Annotated in this window: 16 protein-coding genes; 11 read left to right on the top strand and 5 right to left on the bottom strand. The window is 56.3% G+C overall.

Annotated features, from left to right (window positions below; all coding sequences use genetic code 11):
- Nucleotides 1-42: 42 nt before the first annotated feature.
- Nucleotides 43-939 carry a LysR family transcriptional regulator gene (locus tag ACSPHG_RS22665; RefSeq protein WP_435955723.1) on the bottom strand — a complete coding sequence of 299 codons (897 nt, stop codon included), beginning with the start codon at nt 937-939 and terminating at the stop codon, nt 43-45.
- A 269-nt stretch (nt 940-1,208) separates the two neighbouring features.
- Between ACSPHG_RS22665 and ACSPHG_RS22660 the strand changes: the two genes are divergently transcribed.
- The 7 genes from ACSPHG_RS22660 (at nt 1,209) to ACSPHG_RS22630 (ending at nt 11,368) form a co-directional block, all read left to right on the top strand.
- On the top strand, nt 1,209-2,384 hold the full coding sequence (locus ACSPHG_RS22660; protein ID WP_435955722.1) for an MFS transporter: 1,176 nt from the start codon (nt 1,209-1,211) through the stop codon (nt 2,382-2,384).
- A gap of 196 nt (nt 2,385-2,580) precedes the next feature.
- Nucleotides 2,581-6,255, top strand: a complete 3,675-nt coding sequence (locus ACSPHG_RS22655) for a hypothetical protein (RefSeq protein WP_435955721.1) — start codon at nt 2,581-2,583, stop codon at nt 6,253-6,255.
- A gap of 2 nt (nt 6,256-6,257) precedes the next feature.
- Nucleotides 6,258-7,742 carry a hypothetical protein gene (locus tag ACSPHG_RS22650; RefSeq protein ID WP_435955720.1) on the top strand — a complete coding sequence of 495 codons (1,485 nt, stop codon included), beginning with the start codon at nt 6,258-6,260 and terminating at the stop codon, nt 7,740-7,742.
- Between the two features lie 160 nt (nt 7,743-7,902).
- A complete protein-coding gene (gene prlC, locus ACSPHG_RS22645; RefSeq protein ID WP_435955719.1) occupies nt 7,903-9,945 on the top strand; it encodes an oligopeptidase A in 2,043 nt (680 codons plus the stop codon).
- Between the two features lie 8 nt (nt 9,946-9,953).
- Nucleotides 9,954-10,706, top strand: a complete 753-nt coding sequence (gene rsmJ, locus ACSPHG_RS22640) for a 16S rRNA (guanine(1516)-N(2))-methyltransferase RsmJ (RefSeq protein ID WP_435955718.1) — start codon at nt 9,954-9,956, stop codon at nt 10,704-10,706.
- Between the two features lie 51 nt (nt 10,707-10,757).
- Nucleotides 10,758-11,057 (top strand): type II toxin-antitoxin system CcdA family antitoxin, encoded by a 300-nt coding sequence (locus ACSPHG_RS22635; protein WP_435955717.1) that lies wholly within the window; start codon nt 10,758-10,760, stop codon nt 11,055-11,057.
- Nucleotides 11,057-11,368, top strand: a complete 312-nt coding sequence (locus ACSPHG_RS22630; RefSeq protein ID WP_435955716.1) for a CcdB family protein — start codon at nt 11,057-11,059, stop codon at nt 11,366-11,368. The genes ACSPHG_RS22635 and ACSPHG_RS22630 overlap by 1 nt, the downstream gene beginning before the upstream one ends.
- A gap of 48 nt (nt 11,369-11,416) precedes the next feature.
- Here the strand turns inward: ACSPHG_RS22630 and uspA are convergent, their stop codons facing one another.
- A complete protein-coding gene (gene uspA / locus ACSPHG_RS22625; RefSeq protein ID WP_435955715.1) occupies nt 11,417-11,854 on the bottom strand; it encodes a universal stress protein UspA in 438 nt (145 codons plus the stop codon).
- A 334-nt stretch (nt 11,855-12,188) separates the two neighbouring features.
- On the opposite strand from uspA, the gene uspB reads away from it, so the two are divergent.
- Nucleotides 12,189-12,524 (top strand): universal stress protein UspB, encoded by a 336-nt coding sequence (gene uspB, locus ACSPHG_RS22620; protein WP_435955714.1) that lies wholly within the window; start codon nt 12,189-12,191, stop codon nt 12,522-12,524.
- A 264-nt stretch (nt 12,525-12,788) separates the two neighbouring features.
- On the opposite strand, the gene pitA is transcribed toward uspB, so the two are convergent.
- The gene (pitA, locus tag ACSPHG_RS22615; protein WP_435955713.1) at nt 12,789-14,291 is read right to left on the bottom strand and encodes an inorganic phosphate transporter PitA; all 1,503 of its coding nucleotides are present in this window, start codon (nt 14,289-14,291) and stop codon (nt 12,789-12,791) included.
- Between the two features lie 230 nt (nt 14,292-14,521).
- Here pitA and ACSPHG_RS22610 point away from each other — a divergent pair, with 230 nt between their 5' ends.
- The gene (locus tag ACSPHG_RS22610; RefSeq protein WP_435955712.1) at nt 14,522-15,715 is read left to right on the top strand and encodes a BaiN/RdsA family NAD(P)/FAD-dependent oxidoreductase; all 1,194 of its coding nucleotides are present in this window, start codon (nt 14,522-14,524) and stop codon (nt 15,713-15,715) included.
- A 119-nt stretch (nt 15,716-15,834) separates the two neighbouring features.
- Nucleotides 15,835-16,722 carry a DMT family transporter gene (locus tag ACSPHG_RS22605; protein WP_435955711.1) on the top strand — a complete coding sequence of 296 codons (888 nt, stop codon included), beginning with the start codon at nt 15,835-15,837 and terminating at the stop codon, nt 16,720-16,722.
- Here the strand turns inward: ACSPHG_RS22605 and pdxR are convergent.
- The gene (gene pdxR, locus ACSPHG_RS22600) at nt 16,706-18,196 is read right to left on the bottom strand and encodes a MocR-like pyridoxine biosynthesis transcription factor PdxR (protein ID WP_435955710.1); all 1,491 of its coding nucleotides are present in this window, start codon (nt 18,194-18,196) and stop codon (nt 16,706-16,708) included. The genes ACSPHG_RS22605 and pdxR overlap by 17 nt on opposite strands.
- A gap of 96 nt (nt 18,197-18,292) precedes the next feature.
- Between pdxR and ACSPHG_RS22595 the strand changes: the two genes are divergently transcribed.
- The gene (locus tag ACSPHG_RS22595) at nt 18,293-18,919 is read left to right on the top strand and encodes an FMN-binding negative transcriptional regulator (protein WP_435955709.1); all 627 of its coding nucleotides are present in this window, start codon (nt 18,293-18,295) and stop codon (nt 18,917-18,919) included.
- Between the two features lie 6 nt (nt 18,920-18,925).
- Here the strand turns inward: ACSPHG_RS22595 and ACSPHG_RS22590 are convergent, their stop codons facing one another.
- A complete protein-coding gene (locus ACSPHG_RS22590; RefSeq protein WP_435955708.1) occupies nt 18,926-19,786 on the bottom strand; it encodes a LysR family transcriptional regulator in 861 nt (286 codons plus the stop codon).
- Between the last annotated feature and the right edge of the window lie 46 nt (nt 19,787-19,832).

The raw sequence follows: 19,832 nt of genomic DNA, 5'->3' as shown, positions 1-19,832 counted from the left end.
GACGGCATCGGGGATGCGTGTCGTTTAATCAGCGGCGGGCGCTCAGGGGATGGATTGCATAATCAGCTCGCGCAGCCATTTGTGTGACGGCTCGCGGTGCAGCTTTTCGTGCCACATCATATTCATTTCAAAGCCTGGAATATCGATAGGCGCCTCGAACGATTGCAGCAGCGGATTATCTTTCACCAGGCGAGAGGGCAGCATGGCGACCAGATTCGTTTGTGAAATAACGGAAACGGCAAACATAAAATGGGGAACGGAAAGCACGACTTTACGCGCAAGCCCCATCGATGTGAGCACATGATCGGTATTTCCGACGAAGCCTCCGCCGTCCGGCGAAACCATCACATAATCCAGCTCAAGAAATTGTTTCAGACCTGGATTTTTCGTAAGCGTCGGGTGACCAACGCGACAAACTAATAAATATTTCTCAGAAAATAGCGTGCGGCTGCGTAATCCCAGAGGGGCCTCTTCGCGAATATGAAATACCAAATCGACTTTATTATGTTCGGTGGCGCTAGCTATATTTGAAGGGGTGGTTCCCAATATTGCCAGCTTTGTATCGGGCGCTTCTATGCGCAAATTGCGCAGCAAAGGGACGATCACCGCCGCCTGGCAGTAGTCGGCCGCGATGATTCTCCAGGTCCGTTTTGAGCCTGCCGGTTCAAAGGGACCGGGGGAGGCAATGACCTGGCTGAGCATTTCAAGTGCCTGACTTAACGGCTCTTTAAGCATTTCGGCGCGCGCGGTTGGGCGCATGCCTCGCGGACCCGGCAGAAAGAGCGGGTCGTCTAGTTTTTCACGCAGCTTCGCAAGATGAACGCTCACCGATGGCTGAGACAGGTTCAATGTTTTGGCAGCATGGGTGACATTCGGCTCTTTTAGAAGTGCATCCAGCGTCAGCAAAAGATTGAGGTCAAGCTTCCTGAGATTAGTCATAGTAATACCTGGTATAGCGCAAAATCATTTCAACTATACATTACACCTTCGTAACATCCAATTAAACGAGGCCGAGTAAAATCATCGTCTCACTGGAGCATTATGGCTTAAAAAAGGCTTAAAAGAATATATTCTTCAAGCACCTCCGATGTTTAATTTTTTAAGACGTTAAAGATAATTATTTCTTCCCTGAAGAAATAAACGGCTTTTTATCGTCTGAATAATAGCATCGATTAATTAAATTCCCTCTAAATGAACAGGAGTAGTAAATGCCAATTGGACTTTTAGCCTTAGCGCTGGGAGCATTTGGGATCGGTCTGACTGAATTCGGTATTGTCGGCCTGCTTCCACAAATCGCTGCTGAATTTAACGTGACCGAGCAGGTCGCAGGTTATCTGGTTTCCGGTTATGCATTAAGCGTTGCCATTGGCGCGGTCGGCCTGACGGCGCTGATGATTCGTATGGAACGCCGCCTGACGCTGCTGCTGCTGTTAGGTTTATTTATTATCGGCAACCTGATGTCGGCGCTTTCAACCAGCTACGACACGCTGCTGGCGGGCCGTATCGTGGCGGCGCTGTGCCACGGCGCATTCTTTAGCGTCGGCGCGGTTGTGGCCTCGGATATGGTGGCCGCCAATAAAAAAGCGGGTGCGATTTCATTAATGTTCGCCGGGCTTACCGTTTCGAATATCGTCGGCGTGCCGCTGGGAACGTTCCTCGGGCTGGAAATGGGCTGGCGTTCAACGTTCTGGGCGCTGGCGGTGATCGGCGTTATTACCATGGTCGGCGTGCGTGGCCTGGTGCCGGTAATTAAAGCCGACCTGACAACCAATCTTGGTCGCGAATTCGGCGTATTCCGCCGCCCACAGGTGTGGATTTCCGCGCTGGTGAGCGTGCTTGCCTTCGGCGGCGTGATTGGCGGCTTTACCTATATCGCCTTCACCTTAACCGAAGTGTCTAAATTCGCGACGTCCACCGTACCGTGGTTATTAGTGCTGTTCGGCGTCGGGACGTTTATCGGCAATATTTACGGCGGCAAAGCTGCGGATAAATCGCTGAATAAATCATTGGGGATTATCCTGCTGCTGCTGACCGCCGTGCTGGCCGTCTTCGCCCTGACCGCACAAAGCCAGATTATGACCGTGATTTGCCTGCTGCTGATGGGAACCGTGGGTCTGGCGACCGCGCCTGGTCTGCAACTGCGTATTATGAGCCACGCCAGCGACGCGCCGAACGTGGCGTCCGGTGCCAACATCGCCGCCTTTAATATCGGTAACGCGGTGGGCGCATGGCTTGGCGGCATGGCGCTGCAAAGCGGCTACGGTTTTGTTTCTCCTCTGTGGGTTGGCGCGGGTCTGTCCCTGTTCGCCTTTATCGTTCTCTTCTCAGGAAGCGTCAGAACTTTTGCGTCAGCCAATACTAATAAAGCTAAAGCACAGGGTTAATTCCTGACGCTGACTCATCTTTTCTGCATGTTTTGATATTAGCTAGCGTTAGCCAAATGGCAGTACGGTCAGGTAATTCTGACCGTATTTCCCCTCGCTCGCGCCGCATTTAACATCCATAGCTCGGATAATAAATAAAGAAGGGCTTTCACAAATGGTAAATAACATATCAATGGGATGCATTGAAAATGAAGCAATGCACAGCAATAATATTATTGGCTTTTTCCCAGGTTTAGGTAGTCGTCAGGCATATAAAAATATCGACGACAATTTATTAAGGAACGGTTCACGCTTAGTTAAAAAGATTTATTCAGATGCAGCGGCGGCATTGGGCTTCCCGGATGCGCCGGAAAAACTTATTTTAAACGACGAAAATTTCCCGCAGCTGCGCATGGAGCAGCAGGGATTTATCGGCGCGGCAATTCTGGTACACAGCCTGGCGCTGGAGGCAAATCTGCGCTCGCGCGCCAGTGAACGCAATATTGCCATGCAGGTGCAGGCCTATACCGGCGAAAGCTTCGGCATTATTACCGCGGCCGTGGCCAGCGGTTCGCTGAGCTACGCTGACGGAGCCAAAATCGCGCAGTTCTTCACGCCGCTCATCCTGCTGGCCTCAGAAAAAGAGCACTACGACGCGTTCAGCCAGTCGGTATTGAGCTACTTCCCGGCCGAATTAAAAAGCCGCGTGCTCATCGACGAGCCATATTACGTTTCTGCGATTTCGGGCAAATATTCAGAATTAAACGAAACGCTGGATGCCATCGGCAACCATTTTGACTGCACGGACGTCTGCATTCATAAATACTATAGCCAGACGCAGGTGAATATTTATATCCGTGCGAGCATTAAACCTATTCTTGAACTTTTTCTTAAGAACTATCCACAGATCAAACTTGTTCAGCTTAAGCCGCCGACTCGCTTCCTGACGCACTCCCGCCATCTCAGCGTGCTGTGCAGCGTCTTTGAGCAGTTTTTGGCGCAAAACCACATTGTTTTCCACACGCCGCACACGGCGGTGATTTCAAATAACGGCACGGGCACCTTGACCACCGCCGCCGAAATTAAACACGGCGTGCTGGCCATTATCGATGAAGTGATGAGCTCCCAATGCACCTGCCAGATTGCCGACAAAATGAAGGCCGACTACGTTATCGAATTTGGCCCCGGCGAGAAATCCATCAAACTTATGGCGGATAACGATATGCGCACGCCTTTCTTTGCCTATTCGGGCACGCAAAGGGAAACCGCGGAAATTCTGGATGCCTGCGTGGTGTCCGGGGCTATCGCAAACCAAAATAATAACGAGCTGCTGTTTAACGCTCTGCGGGAAATTTTCCGCCTCGCACAAAGTAAAGTCTTCGCCAATGACATGATGTACAACAAAATTATTCAGATCATTAAGGCGAAGATCGACAACCCGGCGATCAAAAACGATCTCTATTATTCGAATATGGAGCGGGTATTTAAAAATACCTACCGCTATAAAGATTTTATCGATCTGGATAACGGCGAGCTGGTGCTCTCGGCAAGGCTTAAGCGCGATTATTCCCGCAAAGGGGATAACGGTGCGATGGTGTATGCCGAACTGAAGGTGCTCTCCCGCGAAGGCGGCGTGTATTACAAAACGACCGAGAATATTCGCCACCCGGAAAATACCGTGGTCTATTTCTCCGGGCTGGACAGCATGAGCAATCATGACGTGTTCTCAAGCCTGTATGATTTTGAAACCGCCGAGCTGCCGCTCAGCATTAAAGAAAAAATCCGCGAGCGCCTGTCTATTCAGCAGCTGCTCGACAGCTTCCTCTATGACCGTCAGAAAAAGCCGACCACCGGCATTATGGCGCTCAGCCGCATTCTGCATCAGGTCATTATGATCGAGTCGATGAAAACGCTGCGCCCGTCGATTCTGCATAACGATAACTACTATCTTTGCGCGTCAGACGTGCTGGGCTGGCTGGTTTCCCTCGTGGCTTCGGGGGCGGCGACGCTTGGCAACGTGCTGGACTTCGCGCTGCAATACTACACGCCTGGCGCCTCGCAGCCCTCTTCGTGGCAGCTGGTGACGGAGTTTGTCGGCACGTTGAAAAGAGCCGAAGTGCCGGTGATCTCCCTTTCCGGCACGCCGATTCAGGCGCGCAAAGATCTGGCTGACGTGACCTATAAAATTATTCTCGACGAGCAGAGCACCGGCAAAGTCAGAATTAATCTCAACTGTAACCTCAATATTCTGTCGATGGGCGAAGAGCTTGCCGAAGATAGCGTGATTAACGAGGGCTACCACGCCGAAATTACCTCGGTGGTAACGCTTGCCGACGTCTGGCAAAAGGGCAGCAACCCGGCGCTGGATAACCTCGAGCTGTTTTCCACCTCCAACATCACCGACGACAACGAAAAGGTGCTCAACTACGCGCTGAGAAGACGTCTTCTGTGCAGCACGATTAACTCCTACGTCAACCAGGGCGAGGAGATCCTGCAGTTCTGCAACGGCGGCAGCGAATCGATGACCATGTTTATTCTGCGCGACGACAGCAAAGAGATCGTGGTGCGCAAAATACTCAGCGAGGCGCTAACCGCCGCGAAATGGAGCGCCACCGGCAAGGGCGTGATGCTGCCGCCGTTCGCGAAGGCCGCCAAGCAGGTGGATTATTTACGCGCGCTGCCCGCCTCGGTGCAGCCGTATTTCCCGCGCGTTTATGACGTTGTCGAGCGCGATATTCCCACGCCGCCAAACCAGCAGCGCGTCGGCAAATCGACCTGCAAAGAAGTCATCTATGAGATGAGCTACGTGCCGGGGGAAGAGGTCGGGCAGTTCGTGATGAAGTACCAGCCCTGCGCCCGCGTGGTGGCGAAAATCTACGAGCAGATCATGATTTTCCTGCGCGACAATATTCATTCGGTGAACAAGGTAATAGCGCCGGGAAATACCCTTGAATCTTCGTATTTTAAAAAGATTGAGGATCGTCTGACGCTGTGTAAAAAAACCGCGCCGCAGACGTTTAATTCGGCTTTGCTCAACGCGGATAAAATCGTCATTAACGGCGTGAACTATCTGAACGTGAAGGGGCTGCTCGCCGCGTTCCGCTCGCGTCCGGAATTCTGCAAGGTGCTGGAGCCGAAATACCACTCGCTGGTGATGGGCGATACCAACACCGAGAACATTAAAATCGGCAATATTGCGCCGCTGCTCGCCGCCCATCACGCCATTAGCGCGAACAGCAGCGAAGAGGAAATCGAGAAGGCTTTGCGCAATATCACCGCCGCCTCGATGGAAATTCGTTTCCTCGATCCGCGCGCTATCGGCTACAACAGCGACGGGGCAACCTGCCGCGACGACGCGATGTACGACAACAAGCCGTGGCACAACGCCATCGGCCACTATGACGAACTGCACAACGAGCTTTTCGACCTCAGCCTGACGCTGGAAGGGGCAACACCGAGCGTGCGCGTTAACTTTGCGGAAGGCAACCCGTTCCAGAAAGCCTACAACGTGGTGGATGCGGCGGCGCGCAGGCTTAGCCAGCGCGAGATTCATTCCGCTAACGGCATGGAGGCCTATTTCTCGCAGGTGATGTCCACCGTCTATGACCTGGATAATCCCGATTCACGCTATGTGAAAGAAGATCCGTACTGGCTTATTCGCTTCGTCTTTATGATGGGCACGCATTTTACCGCCATGCCGCCGTTCCATTTCGTATCGGAAATGGACGGCACGTTAATCGACAATTACCACACGCAGCGCCGCCCGGTCGCCATTTATTGCGAAGGCATCAAGTGGCTGAACTGGGCGCTGGAAATGCTCGAAGGCACGCGTAGCGAATTTTTAGGCATTCAGGTTCCTGCACTTAAATATATGGCAGCCGAGGCGATTTAATTATGCAAAACGTTAATCAATCCCAGCAGCGAAATGAACTGTTAACCTCACTGAAATTATTAAGTAATGAAACGCGCGTGATTGCTACGCCCTGGAGCCGTATTGTCCGCGGCCTCGGGCTTGGGCAGCACACCTGTGATTACGACGAAAACGTTTCATTATGGATTCAGGAGGCCTTTGATTATCTGAAAGAGAAAACGAATTTCTCTAACGGCTACGTTAACGCCTCTTCGCTGCTCTGCGACTTAATTTTATTACTCGCCGCACCGAAATCGACGCTCTCGGACGGCTATATCATGACCTATATTAAAAACATTCTGTTTGTCATTCAGGATGAGCCAAATCCCTATCGGCGAATTATGCAGATGGGCATTCTGGTGGACGTGGCGGCCAAGCTGCATATTGAGCAGCAGCTTCTGCGCCAGGTAGATATTGTGGCGCTGATGTTCCAGTCGCTCGATAAAATTAAGCCCAATCAGATCAGGGATGAAAACGCCGGGCGTCACGGCGACTACGAAAAATTATCGGCATATACTTCGGTGCTTTTATCGGTTGGCCTTCTGCATCGCCACGAGCAGCTGGTTAGCGATAAACGTAACTTTATTCTCGACGCCCTGAACACGCTGGAAAATATTCCCTCGCCGTTTTTCCGCGGGCGGGGCGGCGCGATGCTCTTTTCCGTGATTTCGCTGCTGGGCTACCAGGACTATATTTCGTCCACCGGCAGGGACTATCTGCGCGAAACGCTCAGCTATATGGATCGTGCCGACGAGCTGAACCTTCATCCTGCCTTCCCGCAGCCGATGTCGCAGGCGTTCGTCAAGATTTACCCGCTGCTGACCATGCTCAACGCCATTGCGCTGACCGGCAACAAAGACTATCTGTTCTGGGGCAAAGACAGGATCAAAGAGGTGAAACAGCTACTGCGCGAGATCACCCCCGTCGAGCGCACCCACATGGGGCTGTATTACATCATCGCGCTGTATAACCTTGGCCTGGCCCAGGATAACTACATTGCGATCGTGGAGCTTATTGACGAGCTGGTGCAGCAAACGGCGACCATCACCCCGAGCGAGAACTACTTCCTGCACGGCATTTCCTACGCCTACATCATGGAAACCGCCATGCTGACCGGCCGCCGTGACCTGATAGACAGCACCATCACCGAACGCGCGGCGGATGCCTTCTTCCACATGAACCAGACGGCGGCGGATGAGGTTAACCGCCCGTATCCGCTGAGCTATTCGCTGACCATGCTGGGGGAAATCGGCTGCGCCGAAAAGGTCTTCCAGCCCACGGCGCTGTACGAAGGGAAATCGGCCCTGCAATGGGTGGTCGATAACTGCGCGCCGGTGAAAGACGAAAACGACGGCAGGCTGTATATGCTCAACAACGCGCTGGTGAACTACGCCCTGCGCATGCGCGGCAGCCGCTTCGATCCCCCGGCGCTTTATCAGGAGGCCCGCTTCGCGCTGACCGAGCGTTAATCCTCCGCGACGTTGCGTGAAAGACAAGGGCGCTACCCTCTGGCGCCCTTTACTCCTCCCTCCGGGCATTGAAATTAACTACACTAAGCCTCATGTTAGTTAGATTGCCTTTGCAGCGCGCGTTGCGCGCTCCACTTATCGGATACCAGGAATCGCGCTTATGACCAATCCATTATTGACCCCTTTCGATCTGCCTCCGTTTTCTTCCCTCAAGCCTGAACATGTTGTCCCAGCCGTGCAAAAAGCGCTGGACGACTGCCGCGCCAAAGTCGAAAGCGTGGTAGCGCAGGGCGCGCCCTATAGCTGGGAAAACCTCTGCCAGCCGCTGGCGGAAGTGGACGATCGTCTGGGCCGCGTGTTCTCGCCGGTAAGCCATTTAAACTCCGTACAGAACAGCCCGGAACTGCGCGAAGCCTACGAGCAGACGCTGCCGCTGCTGTCCGAATACAGCACCTGGGTAGGCCAGCACGAAGGCCTGTATCAGGCGTACCGTGATTTACGCGACGGCGCGAACTACGCCGACCTGAGCGTGGCCGAGAAAAAAGCCGTCGATAACGCGCTGCGCGACTTCGAACTGTCCGGTATCGGCCTGCCGAAAGAGAAACAAAAGCGCTACGGTGAAATCGCCGCGCGCCTGTCCGAGCTTGGCTCCACCTACAGCAACAACGTGCTGGATGCGACCATGGGCTGGACGAAACTGATTACCGACGAAGCCCAGCTCTCCGGGATGCCGGAAAGCGCGCTGGCGGCGGCGCGCGCCCAGGCCGAAGCCAAAGAGCAGGAAGGCTGGCTGCTGACGCTGGATATCCCAAGCTATTTGCCAGTGCTTACTTACTGCGACAACCGCGAGCTGCGTGAAGAAATGTATCGCGCCTACGGTACCCGCGCCTCCGATCAGGGGCCAAACGCGGGCAAGTGGGACAACACGCCGGTGATGGAAGAGATTCTTGCCCTGCGCCACGAGCTGGCGGAGCTGCTGGGCTTTGGCAACTACGCTGAAAAATCGCTGGCCACCAAAATGGCGGAAAACCCGCAGCAGGTGCTGGAATTCCTGACCGACCTCGCAAAACGCGCCCGTCCGCAGGGTGAGGCCGAGCTGGCCCAGCTGCGCGCCTTCGCGAAAAAAGAGTTCAACGTTGACGAGCTGGAGCCGTGGGACATCACCTACTACAGCGAAAAGCAGAAACAGCACCTGTACAGCATCAGCGACGAGCAGCTGCGCCCGTACTTCCCTGAAGAGCGCGCGGTAGCGGGCCTGTTCGAAGTCGTTAAGCGCATCTACGGCATTACCGCCAAAGAGCGCAAAGACGTCGACGTCTGGCACCAGGACGTGCGCTTCTTCGAGCTGTACGACGAGCAGGGCGACCTGCGCGGCAGCTTCTATCTCGACCTGTACGCCCGCGAAAACAAGCGCGGCGGGGCATGGATGGACGACTGCGTCGGCCAGATGCGCAAAGCCGACGGCACGCTGCAAAAGCCGGTCGCCTACCTGACCTGTAACTTTAACCGCCCGGTTAACGGCAAGCCCGCGCTGTTCACCCATGACGAAGTGATCACCCTGTTCCACGAGTTCGGCCACGGCCTGCACCACATGCTGACCAAAGTCGAAACGGCGGGCGTTTCCGGGATCAACGGCGTGCCGTGGGATGCCGTCGAGCTGCCGAGCCAGTTTATGGAAAACTGGTGCTGGGAGCCGGACGCGCTGGCGTTTATCTCCGGCCACTATGAAACCGGCGAGCCGCTGCCAAAAGCGCTGCTGGATAAAATGCTGGCGGCGAAAAACTACCAGGCTGCGCTGTTTATCCTCCGTCAGCTGGAGTTCGGCCTGTTCGACTTCCGCCTGCATGCCGAGTTTAACCCGCAGCAGGGCGCTAAGGTGCTGGAAACGCTGGCCGAGATTAAGAAGCTGGTTGCCGTGGTGCCAACGCCGAAGTGGGGCCGCTTCCCGCACGCCTTCAGCCATATCTTTGCTGGCGGCTACGCGGCGGGCTACTACAGCTACCTGTGGGCCGACGTGCTGGCGGCGGACGCGTTCTCCCGCTTCGAAGAAGAGGGCATCTTCAACCGCGAAACCGGCCAGTCGTTCCTCGATAACATCCTGACGCGCGGGGGTTCCGAAGAGCCGATGGAGCTGTTCAAACGCTTCCGTGGCCGCGAGCCGCAGCTTGACGCGATGCTGGCCCATTACGGCATCAAGGGCTGATCCGCTTCGTGAAAATCTGTTTATTAACTGAATCAGGCGCCGACTCCGGCGCCTTATCTCTTTTGAGCGAGCACTGGCACCTTGAGCACGACGAAGAGGCGCTGATGGCGCTGGTGCTCACCCCGGAACGCCTCGAACTGCGCAAGCGCGACGAGCCGAAGCTCGGCGGCATCTTTGTCGATTTTGTCTCCGGCGCGATGGCGCATCGCCGTAAGTTCGGCGGCGGAAGGGGCGAAGCGGTCGCCAAGGCCGTGGGCATCAAAAGCGGCTATCTGCCAAACGTGGTGGACGCAACGGCGGGATTAGGGCGGGACGCCTTCGTGCTGGCCTCCGTTGGCTGCCGCGTGAGGATGCTGGAGCGCAACCCGGTGGTTGCCGCGCTGCTGGACGACGGCCTGCGCCGCGGCTATCAGGATGCGGAAATCGGCGGCTGGCTACGGGAGCGGCTACAGCTTATTCACGCCTCGAGCCTGACGGCGCTAAGCGATATCACCCCGCGCCCAGAAGTCGTCTATCTCGACCCGATGTTCCCGCACAAGCAGAAAAGCGCGCTGGTGAAAAAAGAGATGCGCGTGTTTCAGTCGCTGGTCGGCCCGGATGAAGACGCCGACGGCCTGCTGGCCCCCGCCCGGCTGCTGGCAACCAAACGCGTGGTCGTAAAGCGCCCGGACTATGCTCCACCGCTCGGCGGCGTAGAAACCCCGAACGCCGTGGTCACCAAGGGGCACCGTTTTGATATTTATTCCGGGACGGCGGAGTAACTATTCTTTTCTTTGGAGGGATCTCGCAAAAAAATCTCATGTTGCTGTCTGATGCATAACTTTTTTACGAGAGTCCCCGAAAAATCCAGATCACACCCTTTTGGTTCTTTTCAGAAAAGCGCAATCTCATCCCGCAGCGGTAAAACACACCGCATATTCATGGAGGACAACATGCCTGGGAAAAGAGAAATAGCCGTTAACCCCTCTTCGCGATTACCTGAGGTTTTGCACGAAAAGCCTCAGGCGAACCCGGTTTCTGTCTGGTATGAAGAAAATCGAGAAGCCATCGAAGCGCTCAACAAATTTGCTGAGGAAAACGGGTCGTTTAGCGATTTTCATAGGACGTTCTGATGGAGCAGTTTGTTGCCTATGAAAACAAAGGGGGTGACAGAAGAACTTACCCCTATCTGATCAACATGCAGCATCCCATAGCAAACGAGCTAAACCACTCCTTAGTGATCCCCGTTACGGGGCTGATAAATGGCGTGGTGGTGCCGAAGAAGGTTTGCCCGGTAGTCAACATTGCAGGACAGAACTGTGTGGCGCTAACCCATATGATGGCAGGCATACCTTGCAAAGAGATAGGTTACCCCGTTCAGGATTTAAGCTCTGACGGGCATAAGCTTCGGGACGCCGTTGATTTCTTGATAAATGGCTACTGACGAAAAGAAAAAGCCCCGCATTGCGGGGCTTCAAACTGATGGCGAACCTTATTCTTCCTCTTCATCACGCAGCGGCACGATCAGCATGTCGATGTGCACGGTGTTGATGAGCTGGCGGGCTGAGGACATCAGCTTGCTCCAGAAGTCCTGATGGTGGCCGCAGACGACCAGGTCCATATCGTATTTCTTGATGGCATCGACCAGCACCTGGCCCAGGTCACCGCTGCCGCTCAGGGTTTCGGTGATCGGATAGCCCGCGCCGGTGGAGAGTTCGCTCAGCGCGTGGTGAGTTTCTTCGGAGATGCGCTTTTGCATGTCGCCAAGATTCACGTCGATAAGGCCGGTGTAGAGATCGGAGTAATTAACATCGACATGAATCAGGGAAACCTTCGCGTTGTAAGGGCGAGCCATTGAAACTGCTTTTTCCACCAGTACTTTGCTCTCAGGTGAGAGGTCTACCGCGATAAGAATGTGTTTATAAGCCATAATTGCACTCCTTCCATAAGATGTTTCCGCGCGTAGTCGGAATCCGGCGTAACGACTTCATATTGTAGATGATATTTCTACCCTATCCCGAATGATAAAAACCGTCAATGCGCCACTGTTTTAAACATTCAAGCCAAAAATGGCTCCAGCCGTATTGATAATGAATAACGTAGTGGCGAAAAAATTAACGGATCTCCTACACTATTAAATAAGCCGTTCCGGAAAATATCTGTGACCCGGCGGCTTTTTTTGAGAATGCTGAACTGTCTGTCGACGTTTTCGGGGTGAGCGGTTGTCCCGGAGCGATGCTCTGTGGCTACGCCGGGAGGGGAACATGATCAGCACCGTCGCGCTATTTTGGGCGCTATGTGTAGTTTGTGTGGTGAATATGGCGCGGTACTACTCTTCATTGCGCGCCTTGTTAGTGGTGCTTCGTGGCTGTGACCCGCTGCTTTATCAGTACGTGGACGGTGGGGGATTTTTCACATCACATGGTCAACCCAGTAAGCAGATCCGTCTGGTGCGCTACATCTATGCCCAACGCTATCTGGATCATCACGACGATGAGTTTATCCGCCGATGCGAACGGCTTCGCCGCCAGTTCGTGCTAACCAGCGCGCTGTGCGGGTTAGTGGTTATTAGCCTCGTTGGGTTGATGATTTGGCACTAGGGTTTGAGAGCAGCAATAAAAAAGCGGGCCAGTTAACTGACCCGCTTTTGTTTTATCTATGGTAGAGGTTTTGCGGTGGATGGCGCTTTCGCTTATCCACCCTACGATATTAATGATTTTGTAGGTCGGGTAAGCGTTAGCGCCACCCGACATCAAACCCTTATTCGTAGGTTGGGTAAGGCGTTAGCCGCCACCCGACAACAAACCTATGTTCGTAGGTCGGGTAAGGCGTTAGCCGCCACCCGACATTCAGCCATCACCAAATTAGATAAAGTGCAGAGAAATCCAGTACAGCACGCCCGACAGCAAAATCGAGACCGGCAGGGTAAACACCCACGCCATCAGGATATTGGTAACCGTCTTACGCTGCAGGCCGCCACCGTCAACCACCATCGTCCCCGCAACGGAGGAAGAGAGTACGTGAGTGGTGGAAACCGGCATCCCGGTGTAGCTGGCAATACCGATGGAGACTGCGGCCGTCATTTGCGCGGACATACCCTGCGCATAGGTCATGCCTTTCTTGCCAATCTTCTCACCGATAGTGGTCGCCACGCGACGCCAGCCGATCATCGTACCGATGCCGAGCGCCAGAGCGACCGCCATGATAATCCAGATAGGCGCGTACTCGATGGTGTACAGCAGGTCGGTTTTCAGCTCTTTTAAGAAGCGTTTATCGTCCGGTTTGGTTTCCGGCAGATTAGCGGCTTTGTCAGCGGTATCAGAGATACACAGCAGCAGGCGACGCATATGGCTGCGCTGCTCAACGCTGAGCTTGTCGTAGCTGTCGATATTGCCCAGCAGCTCTTTCGCACGCTGTACGGCAATCATGGCGCGGCTGGCATCGCAGTGGAACTCTGCCGGTTTGTCCTGGCCCTGAACTTCTTCTGGGGTAGGGATAGCCGGGTTGAGATCGACAACGTGCTTAATCGCATCGCCATGCTGTGCGTAGTATTGCTCAAGGTGCGTGATGGCATCACGGGTGCGGGCAATATCGTAGCCGGAGGCATTCATATTGACCACAAAGCCCGCAGGCGCCACGCCGATCAATACCAGCATGATCAGACCGATACCTTTCTGACCGTCGTTTGCGCCGTGGGAGAAACTCACGCCGATGGCGGAAAGAATCAGGGCGATACGCGTCCAGAATGGAGGTTTTTTCTTGCCGTCTTGCTTTTCACGTTCAGCAGGCGTGAGGTGAATTCGACGCTTTTTCTTGGTGCCGCTCCAGTAGCGACGCAGCAAAAAGATAAGTCCGCCCGCAATCACCAGACCCACGATCGGGGAGAGGATTAACGACATAAATATCCCGATAACTTTCGGAATATTAAGCGCATCGACTACGGACGTTCCGGTCATCAATGCGTTGGTCAAACCGATACCAATGATGGCACCGATAAGCGTATGGGAGCTGGAGGCCGGCAGACCGAAGTACCAGGTGCCGAGGTTCCAGATAATAGCGGCCAGTAACATAGAGAACACCATGGCGAGGCCATGTGCGGACCCTACGTTCAACAGCAGATCAGTTGGCAGCATATGCACAATCGCATACGCCACGCTCAGCCCGCCGAGCAGAACGCCGAGGAAGTTGAATAACGCAGCCATTGCCACCGCCAGTTGCGATCGCATTGCGCGGGTGTAGATGACCGTTGCCACTGCGTTTGCAGTGTCATGGAAGCCGTTGATCGCTTCGTAGAAGAGAACAAATGCCAGAGCAAGTAATAACAAAAGCCCCGTATGCATATCGAGGCCGGCAAACAAATGTAGCATAGACGTTACGCCATTTATGAGGACATGAACGCGGCGCATTATGTAAGACAACGGCTTGATGCGCCAAGTGAAATATAGACTTTTCTTGATGTTTATCGTGTTGGCTCGCAACAAGAAAAGAATTTACATTTTGTTTTTCAACTACCTGCAAACGTAAAGCCTCTTAAGGCTGGTGTGACCAGCGTTCAATCTTTACAATTCCCCCCCTTAAGCATAGTCGGGAGTCGGTCGTGGAAAAGTTTGATGCCGTTATTATTGGTGCGGGGGCCGCAGGAATGTTCTGTGCGGCAATGGCCGGGCAGGCGGGCCGTCGCGTGTTACTTATTGATAATGGTAAAAAGCCGGGCCGCAAAATCCTCATGTCTGGCGGGGGCCGCTGCAACTTTACTAACCTTTATACCGAACCCGCGGCGTATCTGAGCCAAAACCCGCATTTCTGCAAATCTGCCCTGGCGCGTTATACCCAGTGGGATTTCATCGATATGGTCGGTAAACACGGCATCGCCTGGCATGAAAAAACGCTCGGCCAGCTGTTTTGTGACGACTCCGCGCAGCAGATTGTTGAGATGCTGGTGGCCGAGTGCGAAAAAGGCCAGGTCACGACCCGGCTGCGCAGCGAGGTGCTCGGCATCGAACGCGGCGAAGAGGGCTTTACCCTCAAGCTCAACGGCGACGACGTGCAGACGGGCAGGTTGGTTATCGCATCCGGCGGGCTTTCTATGCCGGGCCTGGGCGCGACCCCGTTCGGCTACAGGGTCGCCGAGCAGTTTGGTCTGAAGGTGTTGCCAACCCGTGCGGGCCTCGTGCCCTTTACCCTGCACAAACCGCTTCTCGAACAGCTCCAGGTGCTGTCCGGCGTTTCCGTGCCGTCGGTTATCACGGCGGAAAACGGCGTCAGCTTCCGCGAAAGCCTGTTGTTCACCCACCGTGGGCTTTCCGGCCCGGCGGTTTTACAGCTCTCCAGCTACTGGCAGCCCGGTGAGTATGTGAGCGTTAACTTACTTCCCGATACCGATCTGGACGGCTTCCTGAACGAACAGCGCACCGCCCATCCTAATCAAAGCCTGAAAAACACGCTCGCCATGCTGCTGCCAAAACGCCTGGTGGAATGCCTGCAGCAGCTTGAGCAAATCCCGGACGTCACGCTCAGGCAGCTTAACGCGCGTCAGCAAGGCGAGCTTCTGGAAACGCTTCAGGCCTGGCGAGTGCAGCCCAACGGCACCGAAGGCTACCGCACGGCGGAAGTCACCCTGGGCGGCGTGGACACCAACGAGCTAAGCTCGCGCACCATGGAGGCCAAAAAAGTCCCCGGCCTCTACTTTATTGGCGAAGTGATGGACGTCACCGGCTGGCTCGGCGGCTATAACTTCCAGTGGGCATGGAGCTCCGCCTGGGCCTGTGCGCAGGCGCTGGCCGAGCAGTAGCGCAAGCTTAGGTAGAGGAACCAGGTGGCCTGGCAAAACTCATAATATGTGGATCTACGTCCAAACCACTTAATGCGCAGAATGGCGGTTTAACCTTAACGCCGGGCAAAGTGGAAACGATGGAACATATTAATGAGAAGGCGGGGCTAAGCGAGACCGCCCAGGGCTGGCTGAACGGCTTTCTGGGGATGCTGATTTTCAGCGGATCGCTGCCCGCCACGCGGGTGGCCGTGCTCGAATTCGATCCCATTTTTCTCACCGCTATTCGGGGCGTGATTGCGGCCCTGCTCGCCATTCTCGTTTTGCGCCTCACGCGTCAAAAACTGCCTGCCGGAGCGGATATCCTGCCGCTGCTTTTCGTCGCCGTCGGGGTGGTTATCGGTTTCCCGCTGCTGACGGCGTTGGCCCTTCAGCACACTACCTCCGCCCATTCGCTGGTATATATCGGCCTGCTGCCGCTGGCGACCGCCTGCTTCGGGGTCATCAGGGGCGGCGAGCGGCCCCGGCCCGCCTTCTGGATATTTTCCGTAAGCGGCAGCGCGCTGGTCGCGGCGTTTGCCCTGAGCCACGGCTCGGGCGGCGCATGGCGCGGCGACATGCTGATGGTGGCGGCGGTGCTGCTCTGCGGGCTTGGCTATGCGGAAGGGGCGGTGCTGACGCGTCGGCTGGGCGGCTGGCAGGTTATCTCGTGGGCGCTGGCGCTGGCCCTGCCGTTAACCGCGGCGGCGGCTTTTTTCACCGCGCCGAAAAGCTTCCCAATAGTCAGCTTCGGCGCGTGGTTTTCGCTGGGCTATGTCTCGCTGTTCAGCATGTGGGTTGGCTTTATCTTCTGGTATCGCGGGCTGGCGCAGGGCGGGATTGCCGCCGTGGGCCAGCTCCAGCTTTTGCAGCCGTTTTTTGGGCTGCTGCTCGCCGCCTTTGCGCTGCACGAAACCGTCGAGCCGTCGATGATAGCGGTGATGTGCGGCGTGCTGGCCTGCGTTTTCGGCGCTAAGCGCTTCGCTTAGCCTGCGGCACGGACGCCAGAATAACGAGGTTGAGCCTGCGCACCGCGGCGCAAATTTCCTCTTCGGTAAATCCGCCCAGCCCGAGCAGCACGCCCGACCGGCCGCTGCCCGCGCTGTACATGTGCGACACCGAGCGCAGGGAAATCCCCGCCTCGACGCCTTTACGCACCACCAGCGCGTCGTCTAGCCCCTCGTTGAGCCACAGCACCATGTGCATGCCCTGGTCGCACGGCTGGAGCGTGGCGAGGCGCGGGTCGATCCAGGTCGTTACCGCTTCCATCAGGACGCGGCGCTTCTCGGCATAAACGCCGCGAATTTTGCGCAAATGCCGGTCGAGGTGGCCTTCCGCCATAAAGCTTGCCAGCACGTACTGATCGGCACCGGGCGGGTGTCTGTCCATCAGGATCCGCGCGCCGCAAAACGCGCTGACCAGCGGTTCGGGCGCAATAACGTAGCCCAGCCGCAGCGAGGGGAAGAGAATCTTGCTGAAGGTGCCGAGGTAAATCACGTTATCCGGCCCCAGCCCCTGGAGCGACGGGAACGGATGCCCGGAGTAGCGCATTTCGCTGTCGTAGTCGTCCTCGACGATCCACGCGCGATTCGCCTTTGCCCACTCCAGCAGCGCGGCCCGGCGCGACATGCTGAGCGGCATGCCGAGCGGATACTGGTGCGACGGCGTCACAAAAGCGGCTTTCGCCTGCGGTGCGATGAGCTTCCCGGCCTCGACGTCCAGCCCTTCGGCATCGACCGGCACGCGGGCCATTTTCCTGTCGCGCAGGGCGGTTTCGAAAATGTCCGTGGTGCCAGGATAGCCGGGGTCTTCAACCCAGGCGGTGTCGCCACTGTCCAGCAGCACCTGCGCGGCGAGGTACAGCCCCTGCTGGGTGCCGGAGGTGATGATGATTTGTTCGGGCGTGCAGTGGACGGAGCGCGACTTGCGCACGTATTCGCAGATAGCTTCGCGCAGGGGTTTGGCTCCCTGCGGGTCGCCGTAGCCGGAAGGCGCACCGGGCCCGCGCGCGCGAATGCGGTTGCCGAGCTTGCGCCAGATGTCGTCCGGCGCGGTATCGCCTATCGGCACCGACACGGCGAACGGCCTCGGCGAGAGCGTTTTTATGCGATTGGTAACGCGGGCGAAGGCCTGGGCGCTTTCGGTGAGGGCAATTTCGCTGGCAGGCTTCATCTTCCTGCTGGCGGGGATTTCCGGGGCGAACGCGACGCGCGTGCCCGAGCCGTGCTTCGACTCCAAAAACCCTTCGGCAACCAGCTGTTCGAAGGCTTCCAGCACCGTGCCGCGTGACAGGCCCAGCGCGGCGGCGAGGCTGCGCGTGGAGGGAAGAAGGTCGCCGGTTTTAAGCTCGCCTTTGTGAATGGCACCGCGCAGCGCTTTAGCCAGCTGGAGGCTCAACAGGCCAGCCTGGCGATCCAGTTCGCCGATTGCCGGGATATCCGTAACTTTTGCTTTTCTCGACATCTATTCTGGCCTGCTGATAAATAAAGATACTGGTTCTATAGGGTAAACCACTTTGCGGATAAAGTAAGCATTCTCACAAGCGTGCCGGAGCAAGCCATGTACCCACCTCGTCCCTTTCAGGAAACCGATCCGCAGGCGCTAAGCGCTTTTATCGCGGCGCACCCGCTCGGCGTTCTTACCCTGTGCGGCCTCCACGGCCCGGATGCGTACCATTTGCCCTTTATGTTCGACGAGTCGGGGAATTTGCATACCCATGTCGCCCGCGCCAACCCCGTCTGGCGCAGCGTGAGCGCGCACGATACGGTAATGGTGATATTCACGGGCGCGGACGGTTATATTTCGCCGGGCTGGTATCCCAGCAAGCAGGAGCACCATCGCCAGGTGCCGACGTGGAACTATCAGGCGGTGCGCGCGCGCGGGCGGCTGGTGGTTCACGACGACGAGCGCTATCTGCGCGCAGGCCTTGAGAAGCTTACGCACATTCACGAAGCGGGGCAGGAAAAGCCCTGGAAGATGAGCGATGCGCCGCAGGACTATATCGATGCGATGGTGAAGGCGATTGTCGGCGTTGAAATCGTCGTGACGGAGCTTGCCGGCATCATGAAGCTCGGCCAGAACAAAAGCCGCGAGGACATTACCGGCGCGGCAAGCGGGCTGATGAAGCAGGGCGACGTGGCGATGGGCAAGGCGATGGGCGAGGCGATGAACAGCCTCCGCAAATAATCCCCTTTACTCCCTTTCCTTAAACAGCCGCAGCAGCGTTTCCACCTGCTCGTCGAGCGGGGTCAGATCCTTTTTGACGATCAGGTGCAGCGGCGTTGCGCGCCTTGCCCCGTGGCTAAGCGGCAGCGCGATCAGCGCCCCTTCGGCCAGCGGGCGGGCGATGCGCTCTTCGGGCAGCCAGCCGTAGCCAACCTGATACATCACCGCCTCAACGGCGGCCTCGATGGTGGAAAACGTCCATGACTCCGCCGGAGCGTCCTGCAGCGGCTGCGTATCCCGGTCGGCGATGCGGATAAGCGGATAGCGCGCCAGCTCGTCGTCGCCGATCGGAGCCGTAGCCTCATGCAGCGGGTGATCGCGGTGGGCGACGGCGACAAAATCAATGTTCATCAGCCACTCGCCGCGCCCGGTCATATCCTGGCGGCGGGTCAGCACCATCACGTCCGCATCGGCAATTGCCGGCTCGTCGTTTTCCAGAACTTCGGTCAAATGCACCTGGGTGAGCGGGTGCAGCTGCTGAAACCTGCGCAAAATGGCGAACAGCCTGCCGCGCGGGAAGATGCTATCGACGACCAGATCCAGCCGCGTGCGCACGCCGTTTTGCAGCGAAGTCGCCCGCGCCTCGACGTAGTGAAAGGCTTTAAGAAGCGGCCTGACCTGGGCGAGCAGCAGTTCGCCTGCGGGAGTGAGCACCGCTTTGCGGCCTTCGGGATGCAGCAGCGCCACGCCCAGCCTTTCCTGGAGCAGCGCCAGGTTGTAGCTCACCGAAGACTGGCTGCGGTGGGTCGCCTCCGCCGCCCTGGCAAAGCTGCCCATCTCCACTACCTGCTCCAGTAGCGCCCATTGTTCGAGGGTGGTTTTGTGCATCAATCATCTAATTTTTGAATGAGTTTGATGTAAAATTAGCGTTATT

It is taken from the genome of Dryocola baronae (assembly GCF_051297175.1).
GTDB lineage: Bacteria > Pseudomonadota > Gammaproteobacteria > Enterobacterales > Enterobacteriaceae > Dryocola.
This window is presented reverse-complemented; position numbering and strand designations above follow the sequence as displayed.